Source organism: Lentzea atacamensis (genome assembly GCF_003269295.1).
Lineage (GTDB): Bacteria > Actinomycetota > Actinomycetes > Mycobacteriales > Pseudonocardiaceae > Lentzea > Lentzea atacamensis.
Window position 1 is genome coordinate 870,949 of record NZ_QLTT01000001.1, and the last position, 20,725, is coordinate 891,673.

11 protein-coding genes are annotated in these 20,725 nt (G+C 69.5%); 5 read left to right on the forward strand and 6 right to left on the reverse strand.

The features are described from left to right. Positions 1-34: 34 nt before the first annotated feature. Positions 35-1,918: a phosphatase PAP2 family protein gene (locus C8D87_RS04155; RefSeq protein WP_112225592.1), complete on the reverse strand. Its 1,884-nt coding sequence runs from the start codon at positions 1,916-1,918 to the stop codon at positions 35-37. A gap of 115 nt (positions 1,919-2,033) precedes the next feature. Beyond that, a complete protein-coding gene (locus tag C8D87_RS04160; RefSeq protein WP_112225593.1) occupies positions 2,034-4,001 on the reverse strand; it encodes a hypothetical protein in 1,968 nt (655 codons plus the stop codon). A gap of 341 nt (positions 4,002-4,342) precedes the next feature. Here C8D87_RS04160 and C8D87_RS04165 point away from each other — a divergent pair, with 341 nt between their 5' ends. The 5 genes from C8D87_RS04165 to C8D87_RS04185 all read left to right on the forward strand — a co-directional run bounded on the left by C8D87_RS04165 (position 4,343) and on the right by C8D87_RS04185 (position 14,166). Beyond that, positions 4,343-5,296 (forward strand): carbohydrate ABC transporter permease, encoded by a 954-nt coding sequence (locus tag C8D87_RS04165; RefSeq protein WP_109641314.1) that lies wholly within the window; start codon positions 4,343-4,345, stop codon positions 5,294-5,296. Beyond that, complete coding sequence (locus C8D87_RS04170) at positions 5,286-6,122, forward strand: carbohydrate ABC transporter permease (RefSeq protein ID WP_109641315.1); 837 nt, start codon at positions 5,286-5,288, stop codon at positions 6,120-6,122. Before C8D87_RS04165 ends, C8D87_RS04170 begins: the two co-directional genes overlap by 11 nt. 28 nt (positions 6,123-6,150) lie before the next feature. Then, positions 6,151-7,452, forward strand: coding sequence for an ABC transporter substrate-binding protein (locus C8D87_RS04175; protein ID WP_109641316.1), 1,302 nt, complete (start codon positions 6,151-6,153; stop codon positions 7,450-7,452). A 4-nt stretch (positions 7,453-7,456) separates the two neighbouring features. Next, the gene (locus C8D87_RS04180; RefSeq protein ID WP_215732156.1) at positions 7,457-11,566 is read left to right on the forward strand and encodes a glycoside hydrolase family 38 N-terminal domain-containing protein; all 4,110 of its coding nucleotides are present in this window, start codon (positions 7,457-7,459) and stop codon (positions 11,564-11,566) included. Positions 11,567-11,745: 179 nt separating this feature from the next. Then, positions 11,746-14,166 carry a M14 family zinc carboxypeptidase gene (locus C8D87_RS04185; protein WP_112226255.1) on the forward strand — a complete coding sequence of 807 codons (2,421 nt, stop codon included), beginning with the start codon at positions 11,746-11,748 and terminating at the stop codon, positions 14,164-14,166. A 49-nt stretch (positions 14,167-14,215) separates the two neighbouring features. On the opposite strand, the gene C8D87_RS04190 is transcribed toward C8D87_RS04185, so the two are convergent. From C8D87_RS04190 to C8D87_RS04205, 4 genes are read right to left on the reverse strand one after another with little or no spacing between them, the layout of a single operon-like run. Beyond that, positions 14,216-15,766 (reverse strand): glycoside hydrolase family 43 protein, encoded by a 1,551-nt coding sequence (locus tag C8D87_RS04190; protein ID WP_112225595.1) that lies wholly within the window; start codon positions 15,764-15,766, stop codon positions 14,216-14,218. 13 nt (positions 15,767-15,779) lie between these two features. Further along, positions 15,780-16,799, reverse strand: a complete 1,020-nt coding sequence (locus C8D87_RS04195) for an endo-1,4-beta-xylanase (RefSeq protein WP_112225596.1) — start codon at positions 16,797-16,799, stop codon at positions 15,780-15,782. Between the two features lie 22 nt (positions 16,800-16,821). Then, the gene (locus tag C8D87_RS04200; RefSeq protein ID WP_112225597.1) at positions 16,822-19,884 is read right to left on the reverse strand and encodes a glycosyl hydrolase 115 family protein; all 3,063 of its coding nucleotides are present in this window, start codon (positions 19,882-19,884) and stop codon (positions 16,822-16,824) included. Positions 19,885-19,909: 25 nt separating this feature from the next. Further along, the gene (locus C8D87_RS04205; protein ID WP_109641321.1) at positions 19,910-20,725 is read right to left on the reverse strand and encodes a carbohydrate ABC transporter permease; all 816 of its coding nucleotides are present in this window, start codon (positions 20,723-20,725) and stop codon (positions 19,910-19,912) included.

Sequence of the window (20,725 nt, forward strand, 5' to 3'; positions counted from 1 at the left end):
GAGACCTCCCCGTTCGACAACGGTCCACTGTGGACTAATCGAGAACGCGCACCGAGAGCCCGCCGGTACGGTACTGCGGCTGCACCCGGCGTGCGCCGCCGGACACCGTGACGCGAGCGAACCTGCCGAACAGCACCGGTGCGGAGATGACCGGCACCACCGCGCCCGCGGGCACGTCGTCCAGCGAGATCACCAGCGTGCAGCCGGTGCCGAGGGAGAGCGGGCGCCCGGAGGTCAGCGCGGCGCAGTCGCCCCGTCGCACGGTCACCTCCAGCGTGGTCCCCGAGCTCTGCCGGTAACCGCGCACGCGGAGCTCTCCGGTCAGCCGGAGGGTTCCCGCGCGCAGTTGCACCTCCCCCTTGCCGAGCGCCGACGGCGAGGCCGCCACCAGCGTGCCGCCCTCGATCCGGGTGTCGCCGGTGTAGCTGTTGGCACCGGTCAGCGTCAGCGTGCCGGTACCGCGCTTGACCAGCCCGCCACGACCGCCGATCGCGTTGTGCCAGGTGTCGGCCGCGTGGAAGCCGCCGCGGTTGGCGTCCAGGTCGACGCGCACGTCCGAGTCGAACGCGCCGAAGCCGTCGGCCGCGGCGAAGAGGTTCAGCCTGCCCCAGTGCTCCGGCCCGTCGAGCAGCGCGTGCCCGGACGGCAGAGCGGTGGTGCGCAGGACCTCGCGGCGCTGGTTCGCGGTCAGGTACGGCTGCCGGGTCTCCAACAGCACCTCCGCGCCCTTGGGCACGCTCATCGCGATCCGCCGCCCGGTCCTGGGCAGCCCGTACGTCAGCCGCGGGGTCACGAGGCGGGCGTTCGCCTCGCGGTCGGCGTACGGGTCGGTGGAGGTGCCCGCGGAGTGCGCGTACTCGAAGACGTCGACGCCGACGTGCTGTCGGAAGTACTCGGCCGCCTGCGCCCTGGCGGCGGCCTTCAGCGTGGCGTTCGCCGGGTCGGCGAGGGTCGCGGCGGCCAGCGCGGTCGCCAGGATCCGGCCGCCGATGACGTCCGCCGGCGAGTGCATGCCCGCCACGATTCGCATGTCGGCCAGGTCGAACGCCCTGGTCACGAGCTCCTGGAACCGTTCGGGGATCGCGTGGGCGAGCGCGAGGCACGCCAGGTGCAGCGCGTTGGTGTGACCGCTCGGGTAGCCGCCGTCCTCGGCCGGCTTCAGGCTGCGCTGGCGCAGCAGTTGCGGGGCCACCACGACGTCGGTGCGATAGACCGGATAGCCGAACTCGTCGGTCTCACCGGTCGGCACCACCGTGCTCTCCGAGCTCAGCCGCCACGGACGCGGATACTGGTAGGCGAACTTCGACGGGTTGCCAGAGGCGAACGGCCCGCGCACCGTGTTGACCAGGGTGACGACCTGCCCCAGCGCGGAGTCCGGTGAACCCGCGCCGAGCGCCGAGCCCGCCGGCGCGTCCGGCGGCAGCTTCTCGTCCACAGTGGACGGTGGCGTGCCGTCCGGCGCCGACGTGATGCCGGTGACGGCCTTGGCTCCCGCCTTGTACAGCTCGGCCAGCGGGCCGAGCCCTCCGATGGCGCTGTAGCTCTGGTGCTGACGGTCCACGATGAACGCTCGCTTGGCCTGGTCGGCGGTCCGCGACCCGGTGATCCGCGCGACGTGGCGGACGTTGGCCTCGAGCACGTTCCGGTTGAGCACGACTCCGTTGTCCCAGGTGCTGCCGGTGCGCCAGAGGTCCTGCATTCCCGACAGGACACGCACAGCCGCGTTGGTCTCGGGTGTCAGGTTGGCGAGCACGTTGGTGCGGTAGGAGTCGACGAACGGCGCCGCGCCCGTGGGCAGCTCGGCGGCGTTCGCTTCGAGGGCCCGGTCGAGCGCGGTCGGGCCGATCAGCAGGCCGGCGGACAGCATCGCCGAACGCCGCAGCAGTGTCCTGCGGTCGAACTCTTCGGCAATGGTCATGTTAACGCTCCCAACAGTCCTTCACGGACGCGTGTGGCGGCACGGGGATTGTGGTGCAGAATACGCAACGAAACGGGACCGTACTCGATACTGGGATGGTGTGAGCGTTAACAGTTCACGATGCGGCGATGCGCAGCACCGGCTCACCGCCCACGTCGCCCGCCGGGTGGCCGACGATCGCCGAGAAGAACGGGGTGCGCACGCGCACGCCGTCCGGGGCCTCCTCGGCCGCCACGTCGAGCGCGACCGGTTCCGGCCCGTAGCAGAGGACGAAGACGGCTCGCCCGTGCGGCGTGGCGGCGATCGGCCCGGCCAGGACGTGGTTGGTTGCGACAACGCGCCGCCAGCCCGCGTCCGGGTCGCCGTAACCCCTCGGGTCGTCGCCGAGCCAGAACGACAGCTGTTCCTGGGTCATGTCCGCGGTGCGCGGGCTGTTGAAGTACGCCGGGCCGTCCGGCGGGTTCTCCACGCGCAGTCCGGCGGCCGCGCTGAGCGCGAGCCCGCCCGCGAGCAGCGTTCCGCCGGTGCTGAGAGCGCGCCAGGCGTCACCGAGGTCGAGCTCACCACCGCCCGGCTCGCTCACCGTCCGGATGCGACGCTGGCGGGAGCCTTCCGCGGTCGCGTAGGGAAGGCCGGCGAGGAAGGCCAGCTCGGCGTTGACCGGCAGCGTGGCGCGGTCCAGCACCGCGACCAGGAAGAGACGTTCACCGTCGGTGACGTACAGCTGCTGCGCGGAGAGCATGACCTGGTCCCAGGTCACCACGGCCTTGGTCACCAGCTTGGCACCCAGCCCGCCCTCGGCGGCGTCGCGCACCCGGACGGGGCCGAGCGGCCGCGTGAGCAGCATCGTCCTGCCGTCGGCGTACTGCACCACCGGCCCGATCCCGTGCTGGTGGTCCACGACGGACTCGATCACCGCGGTCCCGGCGGCATCGATCAAGTAGGGCGTCAGCCGCGCGGTGAGCGAGACCGAGACCTGTCCGTGCCGCAGCGAGTAGCGGGTGTGCACAGGGGTCTGCGCCGGCTCGCGGTACCACCGGTTGCCGTCGAGGAAGAACCACACCGTGGCGAAGGCGAAGTGCCCGCTCGGGACGCCCGGCGTCGAAGCGCAGAAGTAGGCCACCCGCCGGTCGCCGAGGTAGCGGCCCAGCTCGGCCTGGACGCGGCCGCTGAAGAACCGCAGGCCGAGCATGCCCTCACAGCCGCAGTGCTGCTCGCTGTAGCGGGGCCCGCCGTAGTCGAAGCCGCGGGCCGACAGCCTGGTCTCGAGGTGCCGCGCGATCTCCTCGCCGTCGTCGAGGAAGCACTGCTCGCCGCTCACCTGGTAGGCCCTCGCCAGGAACGTCAGCGAGATCGGCAGGTAGTTCTGGTCGTGCCCGGCGCCGTGCTCGACCGGCAGGCGCAGCTCGCGATCGACGACGCGGTTCGCCCTGACCTCGCTGTGGTAGAGGAACATCGCATCGTCCACGATGGACTTTTCGGACAACAGCCGCCCCAGCGTCAAACCGGCCACCACGGCACCGATCGCCTGGTTGGCGGTCTGCTGGGGGTTGAACATGCTCGCTTCGGTCAGCCAGCGCCAGAAGCCGGTCGCCACCTCGGCGAGCCGGGTCCACTGCGTCTCGGTGATCACCTCACGGCCGAACTCCAGCACGTTCACCGCGTGCAGCAGCGCCCACACGGTGCTCGGCCAGTCTCCGAACGGGTGTTCGCCGGCTTCGAGCACGTAGCGGGCGTACGGCAGGCCGCTGTCCCGCACGAGCAGGAACGGCTCACCGGGGTTGTCGGTGCGGAAGACCCGTTCGGCCAGCACGAAGTCCAGGCCGCGCCGGACGGCGTCCACCAGCTCGTGGTCGCGCCGGTCGTCACGGTGCCAGGCGAGGCACAGCAGCGACACGACACCCAGCGCCATGTCACCGATGTCATCGACAGCGGCGGGGTCTTCCAGGTTGCCGTCCGGACGCTGGCGCGCGAGCACGGCGGACACGGCCCTGTCGAGCACCCTCCGCAGTTCGTCGTGGTGGTCGGGCAGGTCGTGCACGCTGGCGTGCTGGCTCGGCAGGTACACCGCGGCGGCGGTCATCGGTACTCCTCGCGGGGCGCTCGCCCAAGATCGTCAGCTGTGGTGGGCGTGCGTGGCCGGAGTGCTTTCCCTCCCCTTCGTTCTCGTGTGCGACGCGGCTGGGACCCGCCTAGTTGGTTAAAACGTAAACTTGTTCACCCGGTCGGCGTCAAGGCACAACTTGAGCCGATTCCTTGGGGAACAAGGTTTCCAGAAGTTGTTCTTGACAGGCGGACAACCGGTTCCTACAGTCCCGGAAAGCGCTTTCCAGCTCCCTGGGACGGACCACTGGAACTGCGCCGTGCGTGGCATCGGCAACCCGGCCCAACGGTCCAGCGATGACGTCCCAGGAGTGGCACAGAATGTCGGAGAACAGCGGCACCGCCGTGCTCGACCCGCCGGTCACCGAACCGCAGGCGGCACCGGTGCGGCGCAAACGCAAGCGGCACAAGCACAACCTCGCGGGCTACGGCTTTCTCGCGCCCTGGCTGATCGGCCTGTTCGCGTTCACGCTGATCCCGATGGTGTACTCGCTGTACCTGTCGCTGACGAAGTTCAACCTGCTCACGGCTCCACAGTGGATCGGCGTGGAAAACTACACGCGGTTGTTCTCCGACGAGCGGTACCTGCAGTCCATCAAGGTCACGCTGCTGTACGTGGTGACTTCTGTACCGCTCAAGCTCGCCGCCGCGCTGCTGGTCGCCGTCGCGCTCAACCGCGGGCTGAAGGCGCTCGGCTTCTACCGGGCGACGTTCTACCTGCCGTCACTGCTGGGCGCGAGCGTCGCGGTCTCGGTGATGTGGCGGCAGATCTTCTCCCGCGACGGCCTGGTCAACCAGTTCCTCGGGCTGTTCGGCATCCAGGGAGCCGACTGGATCGGTGATCCGCGCTACGCGATGTGGACGCTGGTGCTGTTGTCCGGCTGGCAGTTCGGCACGCCGATGCTGATCTTCCTGGCCGGGCTCAAGCAGCTGCCGCAGGACCTCTACGAGGCCGCGGCCATCGACGGCGCCGGGCGGTTCACGGTGTTCTTCAAGATCACGCTGCCGCTGCTGTCGCCCATGGTCTTCTTCAACCTCGTGCTGGAGACGATCAACGCGTTCCAGACGTTCACGCCGGCGTACGTCATCTCCAACGGCCTGGGTGGCCCGATCGACTCCACGCTCCTGTACACGCTTTACCTGTACCTCAAGGGATTCGGCAGCATGCAGATGGGCTACGCCTCCGCGATGGCGTGGGTTTTGTTCGCCGTGATCGGACTGTTCACGGCGGTCTACTTCTGGTCGGCCCGCCGGTGGGTGAACTATGCCGACTGAAAAGCATCAGAGCCACTGGCGGGCACACGCCCTGCTGCTCGTCGTGCTGGTGGCGATGATCTACCCGATGGTCTGGCTCGTCGGCGCGTCGTTCAAGCCCGAGAACCAGATCTTCAGCACCATGAACCCGCTGCCGCTGGTCTTCACGTTCGCCAACTACGTCAGCGGCTGGACGGCGACCGGCACGTCGTTCACCGTCTACCTCGCCAACTCGATGACGGTCTCGATCTGCACCGTCATCGCGAACGTGGCGTCCTGCTCGGTGGCGGCCTATGCGTTTGCGCGCCTGGACTTCGCGTTCCGCAGGTTCTGGTTCGCCGTGATGCTCGGCACGATGATGCTGCCGTTCCAGGCGACGCTGATCCCGCAGTACGCGATCTTCTACCAGCTGAACTGGATCAACACGTTCCTGCCGCTGGTGGTGCCGTACCTGCTCGCCTACGACGCCTTCTTCATCTTCCTGATGGTGCAGTTCATCCGCGGCATCCCGCGTGAGCTGGACGAGGCGGCGGCACTGGACGGCGCCGGGCACGTTCGGGTGTTCTTCAGCGTCATCCTGCCGCTGCTGAGGCCGGCGCTGCTCACCACGACGATCCTCACGTTCATCTGGACGTTCAACGACTTCCTGCGTCAGCTGGTCTACCTGTCCGACCACTCGCGCTACACCGCGCCGCTCGGCCTCAACGCGTTCGTCGACCGGGCGAGCGGGTCGAGCTACGGCGGCATGCTGGCGATGTCCGTGGTCACGCTCGTGCCCACCGTCGCCGTCTTCCTGATCTCGCAACGCCGCCTCGTCGAGGGCGTCGCGACCACCGGCATCAAGTAACGCCTTTCACCGCCAAGAAAGGAAACACATGTCCATTTCCAGGAGAGGTCTCTTCGGCCTGGCCGGTGGTCTCGCCGCGGCCTCGGTCGCCGGCTGCGGCTTCGCGCCGACCAACAGCGGTGGCGCGGCGAACAACTCGCTCACCTTCCGCTGGTGGGGTGGCGAGGCGCGCAACAAGGCGTACCAGAACGCTCTGCAGATCTTCACGCAGAAGACCGGTACGAAGGTCGACGCCCAGTACTCCGGCTACGACGGCTACTTCAACAAGCTCAACACCGAGTTCGCGGGCGGCAACCCGCCGGACCTGTTCCAGATGGACACCGCGCTGGTGAGCACCTACGCGGCCCAGGGCGTGCTGACCGACCTCTCGTCGTTCATCCCCAGCACCATCCACCTCGACACGCTGTACCCGGCGGTGCGGCAGGCGGGCGCGGTGGACGGCAAGACCTACGGCGTGCCGTCCGGCTCCGGTTTCGCGCCGATCCTCTACGACAAGACCATCTTCGAGCAGGCGAAGATCCCCGTCCCGCCCGACACCTGGACGTGGGACGACTTCGGCCGCATCGCCGGTGAGCTGTCGAAGGCCATGGGGCAGGGCAAGTACGGCGCTCTGGACGCCTCCAAGGACGACTCCGGCGCGTTGCAGCCGTGGCTGCGGCAGCGGGGCAAGGACCTCTACAACGCCGAGGGCAAGCTCGCGTTCACCAAGGACGATCTCGCCGAGTGGTTCGCGCTGTGGGACAAGTTGCGCAAGGCCGGCGCGATCTGCCCGCCGGAGATGCTCTCCAGCACCGACTCGGCGACGGGCAATCACCCGTTGATCTCGGGTTCGATCGCGATGACGACCGGCTGGGGGCTCGCGCAGATGGCGCCGCTCACCCAGCACACGCTCGACATCGTCGTGGTACCGCGCGGCAGCAACGGCAAGACCGGGCAGGCGCTCAGCGGCGGTGTGCTGCTGTGCATCCCGGTCAAGAGCAAGAACCCCGAGGCCGCCGCCAAGCTGATCGACCTGTTCGTCAGCGACGTCGAGGCGATCAAGGCGATGGCCATGACGCGCGGGATCCCGCCGTCGAGCAAGGCTTTGGAGGCCCTGACACCCACGCTGACGGCGTCCGACAAGCGGGACGTGACCTACGCGCAGTACGTCGCGGACGAGGTGGCGAAGGACGGTCTGCCGCCCGCCCCGACCGCTCCGCCCGGTTACAACGACGCGAAGACGGCACTGGACGCGGCGGCCAAGCAGGTCGCGTTCGGCAAGATGTCCATTCCCGACGCGGTCGCGCAGTACTTCCGCGACGCCGAGGCAGCACTGAACGGGGCCAAGTAACACCGTGCCAGCACAAACCGGGGTGGCCGTCGAGAGCACGGACCTGTTCACCGGGCCGGTTTCCGCTCCACGTCAGCTGATTCGGGTCGGCGTGGCGGTGCCGCGCCCCGAACCGGCGTGGGTGCGGATCACCGGGCCGTTGATCCGCACACCGGAGCCCGTGCGGGTGGCGGCGGGTCCTGGCGAGGTCGTGGCCGAGGTCGGCGTGGTCTTCTCCGCGCCGACCACCCCCGGCACCGCCTATCCGGCGACCGTGGTCGTCGCGCCGGTCAGCGGTGCCCCGCCGTTCGCGTGGGACGTCACCGTGACCGTGGCGGAGACCGGCTGGACGATGTGGATGGTCTCGCACTTCCACTACGACCCGGTGTGGTGGAACACCCAGGCGGGCTTCACCGAGACGTGGCTCGACCTGCCGGGCGCGCAGGCCAAGCGGATGCCGTTCCAGCTCTCCGCGTTCGACCTGGTGCGAGCCCACCTCGACGCGGCGAGGCAGGACGAGGACTACCGGTTCGTGCTCGCCGAGGTCGACTACCTCAAGCCGCACTGGGACGCGTTCCCCGGTGACCGGCACGACCTGCGGCGGTTCCTGCGCGAGGGCAGGATCGAGATCGTCGGCGGCAACTACAACGAGGCCAACACCAACCTGACGCACCCGGAGTCGACCGTCCGCAACGCGGTCTACGGCGTCGGTTTCCAGCGCGACGTGCTGGGTGCGGATCCGCAGACCGCGTGGATGCTCGACGTGTTCGGGCACGACCCGTCGTATCCGGGGCTGATGGCGGACGCCGGTTTGTCGTCGAGCGTGTGGGCGCGCGGACCGTGGCACCACGTCGGGGCCAAGCGGCACACCGGTGACATCACCAGGATGCAGTTCCCGTCCGAGTTCGAGTGGATCTCGCCGAGCGGCCGCGGTGTGCTCACCGCGTATCTCGCCGATCACTACGTGGCCGGGTGGGACATCGAACGCAAGTCCACTCTGGACGAGGCCATGGCCGAGGCGTACCGGCAGTTCAGCACCCTGCGCAAGGTCGCTGCCACGCGCAACGTGATGCTGCCGGTGGGACACGACCACAACGTGCCGTCCCGGTTCTGCACCGAGATCCACCGCGCGTGGAACGAGAAGTACGTCTGGCCGCGTTTCGTGGTCGGGCTGCCCCGCGACTTCTTCGCCGCCGTGCGCGCGGACGCCTCGGCGCGGTCGGTGACGTTCAGCCCGCAGACCAGGGACATGAATCCCGTCTACACCGGCAAGGACGTCTCGTACATCGACACGAAGCAGGCCCAGCGCGCCGCCGAGGTGGCGGTGCTCGACGGCGAGCGGCTGGCGGCGCTGACGACGTTGCTGGGGGCGGGTTATCCGGCTCTCGCACTGGACAAGGCCTGGCGCCAGCTGGTGTACGGCGCGCACCACGACGCCATCACCGGCACCGAGTCCGACCAGGTCTACATCGACCTGCTCACCGGCTGGCGGGAGGCGGACGAGCTCGGCCGTTCCGTGCTGACCGGCGCGATCTCGCACCTGGCGTCCCGTGCCGACACGACCGGCGCCGGCGAGGCCGTGATCGTCGTCAACGCGCTGGCCTTCGAGCGTGATGCCGTCGCCACCGTGACGCTGCTCCTGCCCGGTTACCGGGGTGCTCGCGTCACGGATGCCGATGGCCAGGAGATCCCCGCGGTGACCGAGGCCCTGGTCCGGCACCTGGACCGCACTCTCGAAGTGACGCTGACGTTCGTGGCACGGCAGCTCCCGGCGACCGGCTACCGGGTGTACCGCGTGGTCGACGCCCCGTCGGTCCCGCCGTTCTGGATGTCGAAGACCGGCACCACCGTGTCCTCGTCGTCGTTCATCGCCGAGGCCGATCCCGAACGCGGCGGTGCGTTGTCCCGCCTGTACGACGTCGCCGCCGAGCGTGAACTGCTGCGACCTGACGGTCTCGCGGCGGAACTTCTGGTGCAGGAGGAACACCCTGGACATCCGGTGTGGGGCGAGGGGCCGTGGCACCTGCTGCCCAAGGGCCCGGGGACGACCGCCGGCGAGGCCGACGTGAACGTCCAGACGAGCCCTGTCGGTGAACGCCTCGTGAGCCGCACCGCGCTCGGCGATCTTCGGATCACCCAGCACGTGACGCTCTGGCACGACCTGCCGCGCGTCGACATCCGGTCCTTCGTGGACGGTTCGATCGGCCAGGACCGGTTGCTGCGCAGCCGGTTCGCCTTCGACCTGCCCGGCGCGCTGCCGGTCGCCGAGGTCGGTTTCGCCGCCGTCGGGCGCTCGTTCGGCTTCCCGGACGTCGACGCCGCCGAGAACCTGTGGACGCTGGACAGCCCCGCACACACCTGGGCCGGCCTGTCCGCTCCCGTGCGGCTGCGGCTGCCGGACGGTGTTCTGCACGCCATCGGGGTCGCGGAGGTCGTCGCCGAAGACGGCCGGGACCTGCTGGCCGCGCTCGCCGCCAAGGGTGTCACCGCCACCTGCACCCGTCCTGCCGGCCCGCGGTACGGCGCGCTCGACGTCGACTCCAACCTGCCCGACGTGCGGATCGTGGTGGGGGACAACGAGTTCACGGGCGCAGTGCTCGACAACGCGCCCGAGTTCCGTGCCGCGCTCGAGGCCACCGGCAGGGTGTTCGTGCCCGCCTCCCGTCCGCGAGCAGAGCAGTGGGTGCCGGACGCCGACCTGCGCGGCCCGCGCGACCTGCCGGTGCTGATCGTCACCGATGTCGGCGCCTTGATCGACGACCTCGCCGACGCGTGCGTCGAGGTGGCGGGGCCGGGTGGCACCACCGATCCCGTGACCGACTACTCGGTGGCGGTCGTCAACCGCGGCACGCCGGGGTTCGTCGTGGCACCCGACGGCACGCTGCACGTGTCGCTGATGCGCTCGTGCAGCGGCTGGCCGGCCGAGGTCTGGATCGACGGCGACCGCCGCACGGTGCCGGACGGGTCCAGCTTCGCCTGGCAGCACTGGTCCCACACCTTCGAGCTGAGCGTGGTGGCCGGTGCCGGAGACTGGCGCCAGGCCGGGTTCGCCCGCGCAGGGCAGGACGTCAACCACCCGGTGCACGCCCGCCAGGTCCCTTCGACGGAGGGCTGTCTGCCCACCGAGCTGAGCCTGCTCGCCGTGTCACCGCCCAGCGTGCTGCTGACGGCGGTCAAGTCCCGCGGCAACCCGCTCGCGTCCTGCGGCGACGAGCACAGCTCCGACCTCGCGGTGCGGTTGTACGAGTCGGCGGGGACACCGGTGACCGCTTCGGTTTCCCTGTACGGAGGCATCAACGCGGCACAGCGCACGGATCTGCTGGAGGAGCGGGAGCTCGGACCGCTGAAAGTCCAATCAGGACTGGCCGAGATCGCACTCGGCGCTGCCGACGTGGCCACTCTGCGGCTCACGCCGGAGTCCGCGCTTCCCCACACCTCCGCCGAATCGGTGGAGCCGGTGCAACCGATCGCCACGAAGTACTGGCGCCACAACGCGGGCCCGGCCCCGATCGGCAACCTGCCGGTCACCGTGCACGTCACACCGTCCTTCATGCGCCTGCCCCCCGGTGCCGGCGGCCAGGCGAGCATCACCGTCAGCTGCAGCGGCACCCCGGCCAAGGGACGCCTGGAGTTCACCGGCGGCCAGTCGTGGGACTACGACCTCGCCGCCGGCGAGTTCGCCGAGTTCACCGCGACCGTGAAGTCTCGGCCGGGACGGCACCTGCACGCCGCGCGCATCCGCGACCACCTCGGCCAGGTGCTGGAGGACACCATCGAGGTGGTGTCCGGCCACACCACCGACCGGGACCTGGTCGACGTCCTGCTCAGGGCGGGCGCGCTCCTGCTCGCCCCCGGTGAGCACTCGCTGCTGCCGGTCACGCTGCAGAACCGGGTGCAGAGCGAGGTGCACGGCGAGGTCACCGTGGTCAGCCCGTTCGGCACCTGGGGCGACGATCTCGTCATCGGCCCGCGCACCCAGCCGTTCGTGATCCCGCCGGGAGGCAAGGTCACCGTCCCCGTCACGGCCACCGCGGCACCCACCGCTCGCCGCGGCGCGCACTGGTGGACGATGGTGCGCGTCGCGGCCCACGGCAGGCTGTACTACTCCCCCGCGATTCCCGTGAACGTGCGGTGACGGCACAGTTGAACGCCGGAACCCTACGACCGACCCTTAATTGAGACGACACGCGTTGCTATCGTCGCGACACTGATCATCTACGAGATTTTCCTGGGGAATTCGGAGATTTCATCGTGCGCGTCCCTGTACCTGTCCCGCCCGGAACGAGGCTGCCCGCGTGGCGGACGATCACCGCGCTGGGAGTCAGCGCGCTCGTGGTCGCCGGGCTGACCGCGTCGACCGCGAGCGCGGAGGACAGCACCCTGCGCAGCGACCAGGCCGTCGCGCGCTCGTGTTTCGCAAAGGCGCTGGCGAAGGGCGACCGCGGTGTCGCCCTTCGCCACGTCACCTCCACAGTGGACGGACTCGTGCAGGCGCGACTCCGCCCGCACGGCAGCGGGTCCGGCGACTGGGACGTCGCCGTGTTCGACAAGGCGACCGGCAAGGTCGTGGCGGCCTCCGCCGCGCTGCGCAGCGCCGAGCTGGCCGAGAGCTTCGTGAAGCAGGGCCAGCAGCTCGTCGTGCAGGCCTGCCGCCTCTCCGGTTCCTCCCGCACCGTCACCCTCGGCGTGGACTTCCTCGCCGTCGCGCCGCGGCCGGCCGACCAGCAGGCCGAGATCGTGCGCGTGGAAACGCCCACCAGGAAGCAGAAGGACCAGCTGTTCGCGCTCGGTCTCGACGTCACCGAGAAGGCCGACGCCACCGGCGTCGAAGTCGTCCTGGCCGGCGCGGAGGACCGCAAGAGGCTGGCCGAGAGCGGCATGCGCTCGACCGTCGTGCAGCCGAACCTCTCGGCGAAGTCCATCGAGAACGCGAAGGCGGACGTCGAGTACGACGCCCGCACCGAGAAGTCCGCGCTGCCGTCGGGCCGGACCTCCTACCGGCACCTCTACGAGTACGAGTACGAGCTCAAGGAGCTGGCCCGCCGCAACCCCGGTCTGGTCAGGGCCTTCACCCTGCCGGAACCGACCTGGGAGGGCCGCGACGTCGTCGGCGTGGAGATCGCCACCCCGGTCGGCAAGGCCGGCGACGGCAAGCCCGTCAACTTCACCATGGGCGTGCACCACGCGCGGGAGTGGCCGGCCGGTGAGCACGCCGTCGAGTGGGCGTACGAACTGGTGAAGGGTCACCGGGAGGGCGGAGAGCTCAAGTCGCTGGTGCAGAAGACGCGCAACATCGTGGTGCCGATCGTGAACCCGGACGGGTTCAGCGTCTCCCGCGAGGCAGAGCCCAAGGGCGACTTCAGCCAGTTCGACTACGAGATGAAGCGCAAGAACTGCAACGTGTCCGACTCGCCTGAGGAACTGCGCACCGGTGCCTGCGGGGCGAACCCGGCCGGTCGGCTGCGCGGTACCGACCCCAACCGCAACTACGCGGGTTTCTGGGGCGGTCCCGGCGCGTCGACCCAGTGGGCCAGTGACACCTACCGCGGTTCCGGGCCGTTCTCCGAGCCGGAGACCCGCAACGTCCGCTCGATCATCGCCAACCACGCGGTGACGAACCTGATCACCCTGCACACCTACTCGAACCTGGTGCTGCGCGTGCCGGGTGTCGCGGAGGCCCGGCCGCCGCTGGAGGAGCCGGCCTACCAGGCGCTGGGTGAGAAGCTGGCTTCCCGCAACGGGTACAAGAACCAGCCGTCGTGGCAGCTGTACGACACGACCGGTGGCCTGGAGGACTGGTCGTACTACGCGACCGGCGGCTGGGCGTTCACCTTCGAGGTCGGCCCGGACGAGTTCCACCCGCAGTTCAGCAAGGTCGTCGCCGAGTACGCGGGCCTGGCTCCCGCGGCGGGCGAGGGCAAGGGCGGCAACCGGCAGGCGTTCGTCGACATGCTGGCGAGCACCGCGAGCCAGTCCGCGCACGCCACGCTCGTCGGCTCGGCTCCCAAGGGCTACAAGCTCCAGGTGCGCAAGGCTTTCAGCACGCCGACCTCGCGGGTGATCCAGCCCGGCGGCACGACCACCGACCCCATCCAGTGGGCAGACGTGATCAAGTCCGACCTGGTCAGCACCGGCGGGAAGTTCAGCTGGGCGGTCAACCCGTCGACCCGTCCGTACGTCGCAGGCCGCTACGGCCGCGACCCGCAGGGCCCGGCGCAGGGCAAGATCACGCTCGCGAACCCGGACGGCATTCCCGCCGCCAACACCGAGTTCCCGGATAACCCGGTCGCCGAGCGCATCCCGTTCCGGGTCGAGGGCACGCCCACCGCGGACAACGGCAAGATGGAGGTCAGCGTCGGCTGGGGAACGGCCGGCACCGACTGGGACCTCTACGTGTTCGACTCGGCCGGCAACGTGGTCGCGTCGTCGGCGTCCGGCGGCACCAACTCGGAGAAGGCCCGGCTGTTCGACCCGCCCGCCGGTGACTACACCGCCGTGCTGGTCAACTACTCCCAGGCCGACCCGGCGAAGCCGGACGACTGGTCGAACCTGACCGTCGAGTTCTCCTCGCCGCTGCCCATGACCTACGGCCCCAAGGAGCCGTACACCCTCACGTGCAGCGACTCGCGCGGCCGCCTGGTCGGGCTCGCGGAGATCTACGTCGACCGCGGTCAGACGGCCGATGTCGGCGATGTCTGCACCCGCTCGGCCCGTACCGCCAAGGAACGCAGGTAGTCACGTGCGGCGGCGGCCACTGCGATTGGTCGGTGGCCGCCGCCGCGCTTCACCGCGGTGCTTCTCCGAGAGCGCGGTAGGTGAAGCTGTCGAAGTCGGCCCACGTGTCGCTCGGCGCGCCGTCGCCGGTCGCGTACAGTCCGATGTGGACACCGGTGAACCCGCCCGCGACCGGCGTGCTGAGCACCCGCCCGTCGAACGACTCACCCAGCAGCTGCCACTCCCCCGAGCCCGACGCGACCAGCGCCTGGTGGTCTTGGCCCACGGCCTCGAAGCCCAGCCGCACGGTTCCTTCCGCGACCTGGGTCTTGCCGAGCACCTCCTCGCGCCCACCGGCCCGGCGCACGAGGGTGACCTCACGCCCCGCGCCGAGCAGCAGCCGGAAGTGGTTGTCGTTGTTCTGCAGCAACACCATCCCCGCGGCCTCGGTCGGTCCCGCCGGCTCGAACTCCAGCACGCACGACGCGTGGAAGTTCTGGTGCTGCTGACGCCGCACCACGACGCTCGGCGTGACGAGCTCGGTGATCGACTCCGGCCGGACGCGCAGCCGGAGGTGGCCCGGTCGTTCGGTCAGCGACCAGAACTCCTCCTCCGGGGTGCGGAGGAACATCCAGGCCGCGTCGAGCTCCGGTGCGTCGAAGTCGTCGGTCTGCAACGGCTCCGACCACGGGTGCACGAGCAGATCGGGCACGGGGTAACTGCTTTCGAGGCGCCCGGTGCCGGGACTGAAGACCGGCCCGCCGTTCTCCCACGACACCGGCACGAGGAAGGTCTCGCGCCCCAGGTTGTAGTAGTAGCCGCCGTACGGACGGGTCGCCAGCAGCACCGCGTACCACTGGCCGTGCTGCGTGCACACGAGATCCGCGTGCCCCGTCGCCGCGACGGGGTACGACCGGCCGAGGTGGCGATGGGTCAGCACCGGGTTCAGCTTCGAACCGCGGTACGGGCCGGTGACCTCGTCGGCGAACGCCACGACCACGGAGTGTTCGAAGTCCGTGCCGCCTTCCGCGCACAGCAGCACGTACCTGCCGTCCACTTTGTACAGATGTGGCGCTTCGGCCCAGACGGCGTCGTGCATCGCGCCGCGGAACAGCACGTGCTCCTCGCCGACCAGCGAGAGTGACCGGACGTCGAACTCGCGCAGGTAGACCTCGGTCCGGCCATCGCGGACCTCACGGGTCGCGGTCCACCAGGCGCGGCCGTCGTCGTCGAAGAACAGCGACGGGTCGAACCCCGGGGCTTCCGGCAACCAGTGCGGCTCCGACCAGGGACCCTCCGGATCCGTGGCCGTCACGACGAAGTTGCCGCTCTCCCGCGTGCCGCCGACGAGCGTGCACACCACGTAGAAGACGCCGTCGTGGTGGCGGATCGTAGGCGCGTACAGGCCGCCGGAGGCGCTGACGCCCTGCAACGGCAGCTGCGAGGGCCGGTCCAGCACGTGCCCGGCCGGCCGCCAGTGCACCAGGTCCCGGCTGTGGTAGATCGGCAGGCCGGGGAAGTACTCGAAGGTGGAGGTGACGAGGTAGTAGTCCGGTCCCGCCCGGCACACCGAGGGATCGGGGTGCGAGCCGGGCAGGACCGGGTTCCGGAACTGTGTCAAGTGGACTCTCCCGCTAGGGGTTGATCCGGGTGTAGGCGGGCTTCGGCCTCAGGTTCGAGTCGAAGAGGCAGGCCGCGCCCTCACCGGGGAACGTGCCCGGTACCCAGGAGTGACGATCGGTGTAGCCCCACGTCGTGAACTCCACGCACCGCGGGACCGCGTGGCAGTCGTCCCAGATCCGCTTGTACATGGTCGCCTGCTGGTTCAGCTTGTTCTGGTCGACCGGCAGCTGAATGCGCACGTCGGCCTCGGTGATCGCGATGTCGACGCCGAGAGCGGCGAGCCGCTCGAGGTTCTGCCGGAAGCCCGACGGGTAGCCGTACCGGGTCGCCAGGTGCGTCTGGATGCCCACACCGTCGATCGGAACGCCCTGCTGCTTGAGCGTGCGCACGAGGTTGTAGACCGCGTTGCTCTTGGCGTTCATGCCTTCGGTGTTGTAGTCGTTGATGTACAGCTTCGCCGACGGGTCGGCGGCGCGGGCGGCGCGGAACGCCTCGGCGACGAAGCCGTCACCCAGCCGCTGCTGGAAGATCGACTGCCGGCGCGAGCCGTTCTCCTCGAAGATCTCGTTGACGACGTCCCACGCGCGGATCTTGCCGCGGTAGCGGCCCATCTCGGTGTTGATGTGCTCCCTGACCACGTTGCGCAGCTCGCCGCCACCGAGGTTGTTGAGCCAGTTCGGATACTGGCTGTGCCACACGAGCGTGTGCCCGCGCACGGACTTCCCGTTCTGCTGGGCGTAGTTGACGATCGCGTCCGCACCGGACCAGTTGAACTGGTTGCGGTTCGGTTCGACCACGGCCCACTTCATCTCGTTCTCGGGTGTGACGCTGTCGAACTCACGGGTCAGCACCGAGCGGTAGTCCTGCTGGCTGCCCAGAGGTCCCGCCGCCACCGCGCTGCCGACCCAGCGGTTGGTGATGTCCTTCAACGGTCCCGCCGCCGACGCGGGAACCGCCTGACCCGCCGCGATCGCGGCCGCCGCCACCGCGATCGCGAGGATCCGAGTGCCAAGGGGTAAGTGCAACTTCATCGTCGCTCCTTGAGGGTTCTGCTTACAACCGCTTGCTCTCCGGCGGTCCGAGGTAGCTCGGTCGCAGGCCGCCGGTGTCCACGACCAGCTTCTGCACCACGACGGTGGGATCGACCATCCACAGCCTGAGCACGTGCGGGCCGGGTGTGCCGATCACGTGCCGCGTGGCGGTGAGATTGACGTTGTCGGAGGTCAGGCGCTCCCACTGCCGGTTCATCCCGGTGTGGTCGGCGCCCGTCGCCTGGATGACGTCGACGACCTGCGGGGCCGCGTCGTCGAACGAGACCGCGTAACGAAGCCCCGGTGCCGGCAGCACACCGGCGCGGGGCGAGAGGTACGCCCACACGGTGACCTCGCCGGGAGTCAGCAGCGTCATCCGGTAATCGAGCCGCGGGCCGCGACCGGGTTCCTGGCGCGCGGCCGTCGCCGGGAACGGCTTCATGCCCGCGCCGGTCCGCCCGATACCGGGGATGCGCCGCCACTTCACGTCTCCGGCGGCGATGTTCGCGCTGAAGTGCTCGGCCTCCATCGACACGTAGCCGTTGGCCTCGATGAAACCCTCACGCCACGCGCGCGGCACGTCGGGACTGCTCACCACGGCCTCGACGGTCACCGTGCGCCCCGCGCCGGACACCACGATCGGGACGCGCGTCCTGCCTCGCGGCGCCCGCGACCAGTCGACGCGCAGCTCTGCCCGCAGCTGCTTCTCGACCCTGCCCCTGGCCGGCTCCACCAGCAGCCACGGCACACCGGCGCGGATCGTGCAGTCGAACGGTTGCGAGCCGCGGTTGAACACGTCGACGTACTGCGCGGGCTGACTCTGGAACGGGCTGAACTCCGGCAGCACCGGTGTGTCCGAAGAGGACGGCCACCACTGCTCGGACCCGTCGATCGCGACACCCATCTCGGCACCGGCGGCCGGGCTGATCCGTTGCACCGGCGGGAAGATCTCGTCGGGCAACGCGACGTGGTCCTTCTCCGGCTGCTGCCATCCCGCGTCCGGGCCGTAGCGCTCCACGTCGCCGTACCCGATGTGGGGCTGGGTCTGGAAGCCGTTCCACTTGCCGCCCGCGACCACGGTGTTGAACCTCTCGGCCAGCGCGAGGTCGTCGGCGAACCGCGCCTCCGTCGTCGCGGCGAGGTCGTTGGCCAGCGCCCTGCCCTGCTTGGCGTAGAAGATGTTCGTGAACTCCGCGCGGCGCAGCTCGTACAGGTTCGCGGTCGCCTTCACCTGGTACAGCACCAGCTCGAAGAACGCGTCCCGGTACGGCTCGGGCAGCCGTGCGGCGATCCGCTCGGCGCGTTCGCCGAGCTTGCGCCACTCCTCCGTCACGCGGTCGAGCTCGTGGTAGTGGACGAGGCTGAACGGCGTCGCCTTGTCGTCGTAGACGATCGTGGTGCCGTCCAGCGTGATCTTGCGGTTGAGCAGCTCCGGTTTGCGCCGCGCCTGGAGTTTTCCGTAGGTGTTCAGCACCGCGGCGATGGACACGGCCGTGCGCCTGCCGAAGTTCTGCTCGGCGTAGTCGCGCTCCCACACCGGCAGCCGCTCCAGCGGCATCGGCTGCCAGGCCTGGTCGAGGAAGAACTGCGCCGGCAGCTCGTTGCCCTTGAAGTCGCCGACGTTGGCCACCCACAGCTGGGAGACGCCGTACGCGGCGGCCTGGTCGAGCTGCTCCCACACGTTCGCGAGCGGGCAGGTGTCGACCCACTTGTAGTTGCGGCCCGCGCCGACGTAGTCGAAGTGGTAGTACAGGCCGTAACCACCGGCGCGCGGCGGCAGCGACCGGTCCGGCAGCTTGCAGAGGTTGCCCCAGTTGTCGTCGGGGAACACGACGGTCACGTGGTCGGGCGGGCGCAGGCCCTTCTCCCAGTACCGCATGACCTCCTTGTAGAGCGTCCACACCTGCGGGATCGAGGCCGGGTCCCTTCCGGTGACGGAGGCCAGGACCTCCTGCTCCGCCGCGATGATCGACCGCATCAGCTCGATGCTGTCGCCGTCGGGCAGCCGGGTGTCGCCGTTGCCGCGCATGCCGACCGTGACGACGCCTTCGAAGTCCTCGTCCACCATGCGTCGGATGCCGTCGGCCCAGTAGGCCTTGATGGCCTCGGGGTTGCGGCGGAAGCTCCACTCGCCCGTGCCGCCGTACGGGTCGTGGCCGGGCTTGACGATGTTGCCGTCGGCGTCGCGCACCGCGGCCACGGCGTGCCGGTTCCACTCCTCGATGCCGCGCATCATCGGTGCCTCGTGCGAGGTGCCCATGACGATGCCGTAGCGCTTGGCGGTGGCGTGGTTGAGCGGGTCGTCCTCGGCGAACGCCCGGCCCCACACGGCGGGCCAGACGTAGTTGCCCTTCAGCCGCAGGACGGTTTCGAAGATCTTTTCCCAGAAGCGGTGGTTGAAGCCGCCGGGATGGCCGGGTGCGTGGCCGGGGCCGAAGTACCGGGGCGCCCACGTGCCCAGCGCCGGGTTCTCGTCGTTGATGAAGATGCCGCGGTACTTGACGAACGGCGTGCCGAGGCTGTGCCTCCCGGCGTCCACGTGCAGCTCGTCGCGGTGCTCCGCGGGCACGTCGTCCCACCAGTACCAGGGCGAGACGCCGATGCGCTTCGAGATGTCGTAGGCGCCGTAGATCGTGCCGCGCGGATCGCTGCCGGTGATCACCAACGCACGTGCGCGTCCGGTGCGCACCACCTGGGTGAGGGAGGTCTCCCACTTGCCCGCGATGCCCGTGACGTCGAGCTTTCCCGCCGCCACCAGGTCGTCCACCAGGCGGCTGCGGCCGAGCGAGCCGATCAGCACCACGTCGCCCTGTGCCGGGATCGTGTCGACGGCCAGCACCGGTCTGATCCCGGTGACGCGTTCGATGTCGGCCTGCAGGTCGCCTGCCACCCGCACGACACCGGGATGATCAGCGCCGCTGACCACGAGCGTGGCCGCTCTCCCTTTCGACACCAGCGGGAAGCGGCCGGAGCCGCCCTGGTTCGTCACGTACTCGGCCGCGACCGCCGTGGTCCCGGTCGTGCCGACCGCGGTCAAGGCCGCGAAGAGTTGCAGAAAATGTCGTCGGGCGAGGTCCGAGGTCATCGTCGAACTCCTCCGGAAGCAGGGATCAGCCCTTCACCGAACCGGTGAGACCGCCGACCATGCGGCGTTCCGCGAGCACGAAGAACGTGAGCGCGGGGATCATGGACAGCGCGGTGAACGCGAGGATCTTCGCGGTGTCCTGGCTGTGCTCGGACTGGAACATCGCCACGCCGAGCGGGAGCGTGAAGTTGGTGGAGTCGTTGAACACGAGCAGCGGCAACAGGAAGAAGTTCCAGCTGCTGACGAACGCGAGGATGGACACGGTCGCCAGGGCGGGCCTCGACAGCGGCAACAGGATGCGCCAGAAGAAGCCGAGCCTGGCCGCACCGTCGAGCAGTGCGGCGTCCTCCAGTTCGACGGGGATCGCGTTCATGAACGGCCGCAGGATCACGATCGTGATCGGCAGGGAGAACGCCGCCTCGGGGATGGCGACGCCGAGCGGGTTCTCCAGCAGCCCGAGCTGGCGCAGCCACAGGTACAACGGCAGCGTCGCCACCCCGAGCGGGAACAGCAGACCGAGCGTGAACAGCGTGTAGAACGCCTCCCGGCCCCGGAAGACGTAGCGGGACAAGGCGAACGCCGCCATCGAACCGAAGCCGACCGCCAGCGTCGTCGCGATCACCGCGATCAGCGCGCTGTTGCCGAGCAACCGCCAGAACTGCGCCGACCCGAGCACCTCGGCGTAGTTGTCCCACACCCACGGACCGGGCAGCCCGGCCGGCGCGCGGTTGATCTGCGCCGTCGTGCGGAATCCGCCCAGCACGACGAACAGCAGCGGCACCACCGTGATGCCGACGACGGCGAACGCGGCGAGATAGCCGACGGTGTTGCGACGTGGCAT

Bases quoted from the DNA above. Each gene is read 5' to 3' on its own strand.
- C8D87_RS04155 (WP_112225592.1), bottom strand. From the start codon at position 1,918: ATGACCATTGCCGAAGAGTTCGACCGCAGGACACTGCTGCGGCGTTCG.
- C8D87_RS04160 (WP_112225593.1), bottom strand. From the start codon at position 4,001: ATGACCGCCGCCGCGGTGTACCTGCCGAGCCAGCACGCCAGCGTGCAC.
- C8D87_RS04165 (WP_109641314.1), top strand. From the start codon at position 4,343: ATGTCGGAGAACAGCGGCACCGCCGTGCTCGACCCGCCGGTCACCGAA.
- C8D87_RS04170 (WP_109641315.1), top strand. From the start codon at position 5,286: ATGCCGACTGAAAAGCATCAGAGCCACTGGCGGGCACACGCCCTGCTG.
- C8D87_RS04175 (WP_109641316.1), top strand. From the start codon at position 6,151: ATGTCCATTTCCAGGAGAGGTCTCTTCGGCCTGGCCGGTGGTCTCGCC.
- C8D87_RS04195 (WP_112225596.1), bottom strand. From the start codon at position 16,799: ATGAAGTTGCACTTACCCCTTGGCACTCGGATCCTCGCGATCGCGGTG.
- C8D87_RS04200 (WP_112225597.1), bottom strand. From the start codon at position 19,884: ATGACCTCGGACCTCGCCCGACGACATTTTCTGCAACTCTTCGCGGCC.
- C8D87_RS04205 (WP_109641321.1), bottom strand. From the start codon at position 20,725: ATGCCACGTCGCAACACCGTCGGCTATCTCGCCGCGTTCGCCGTCGTC.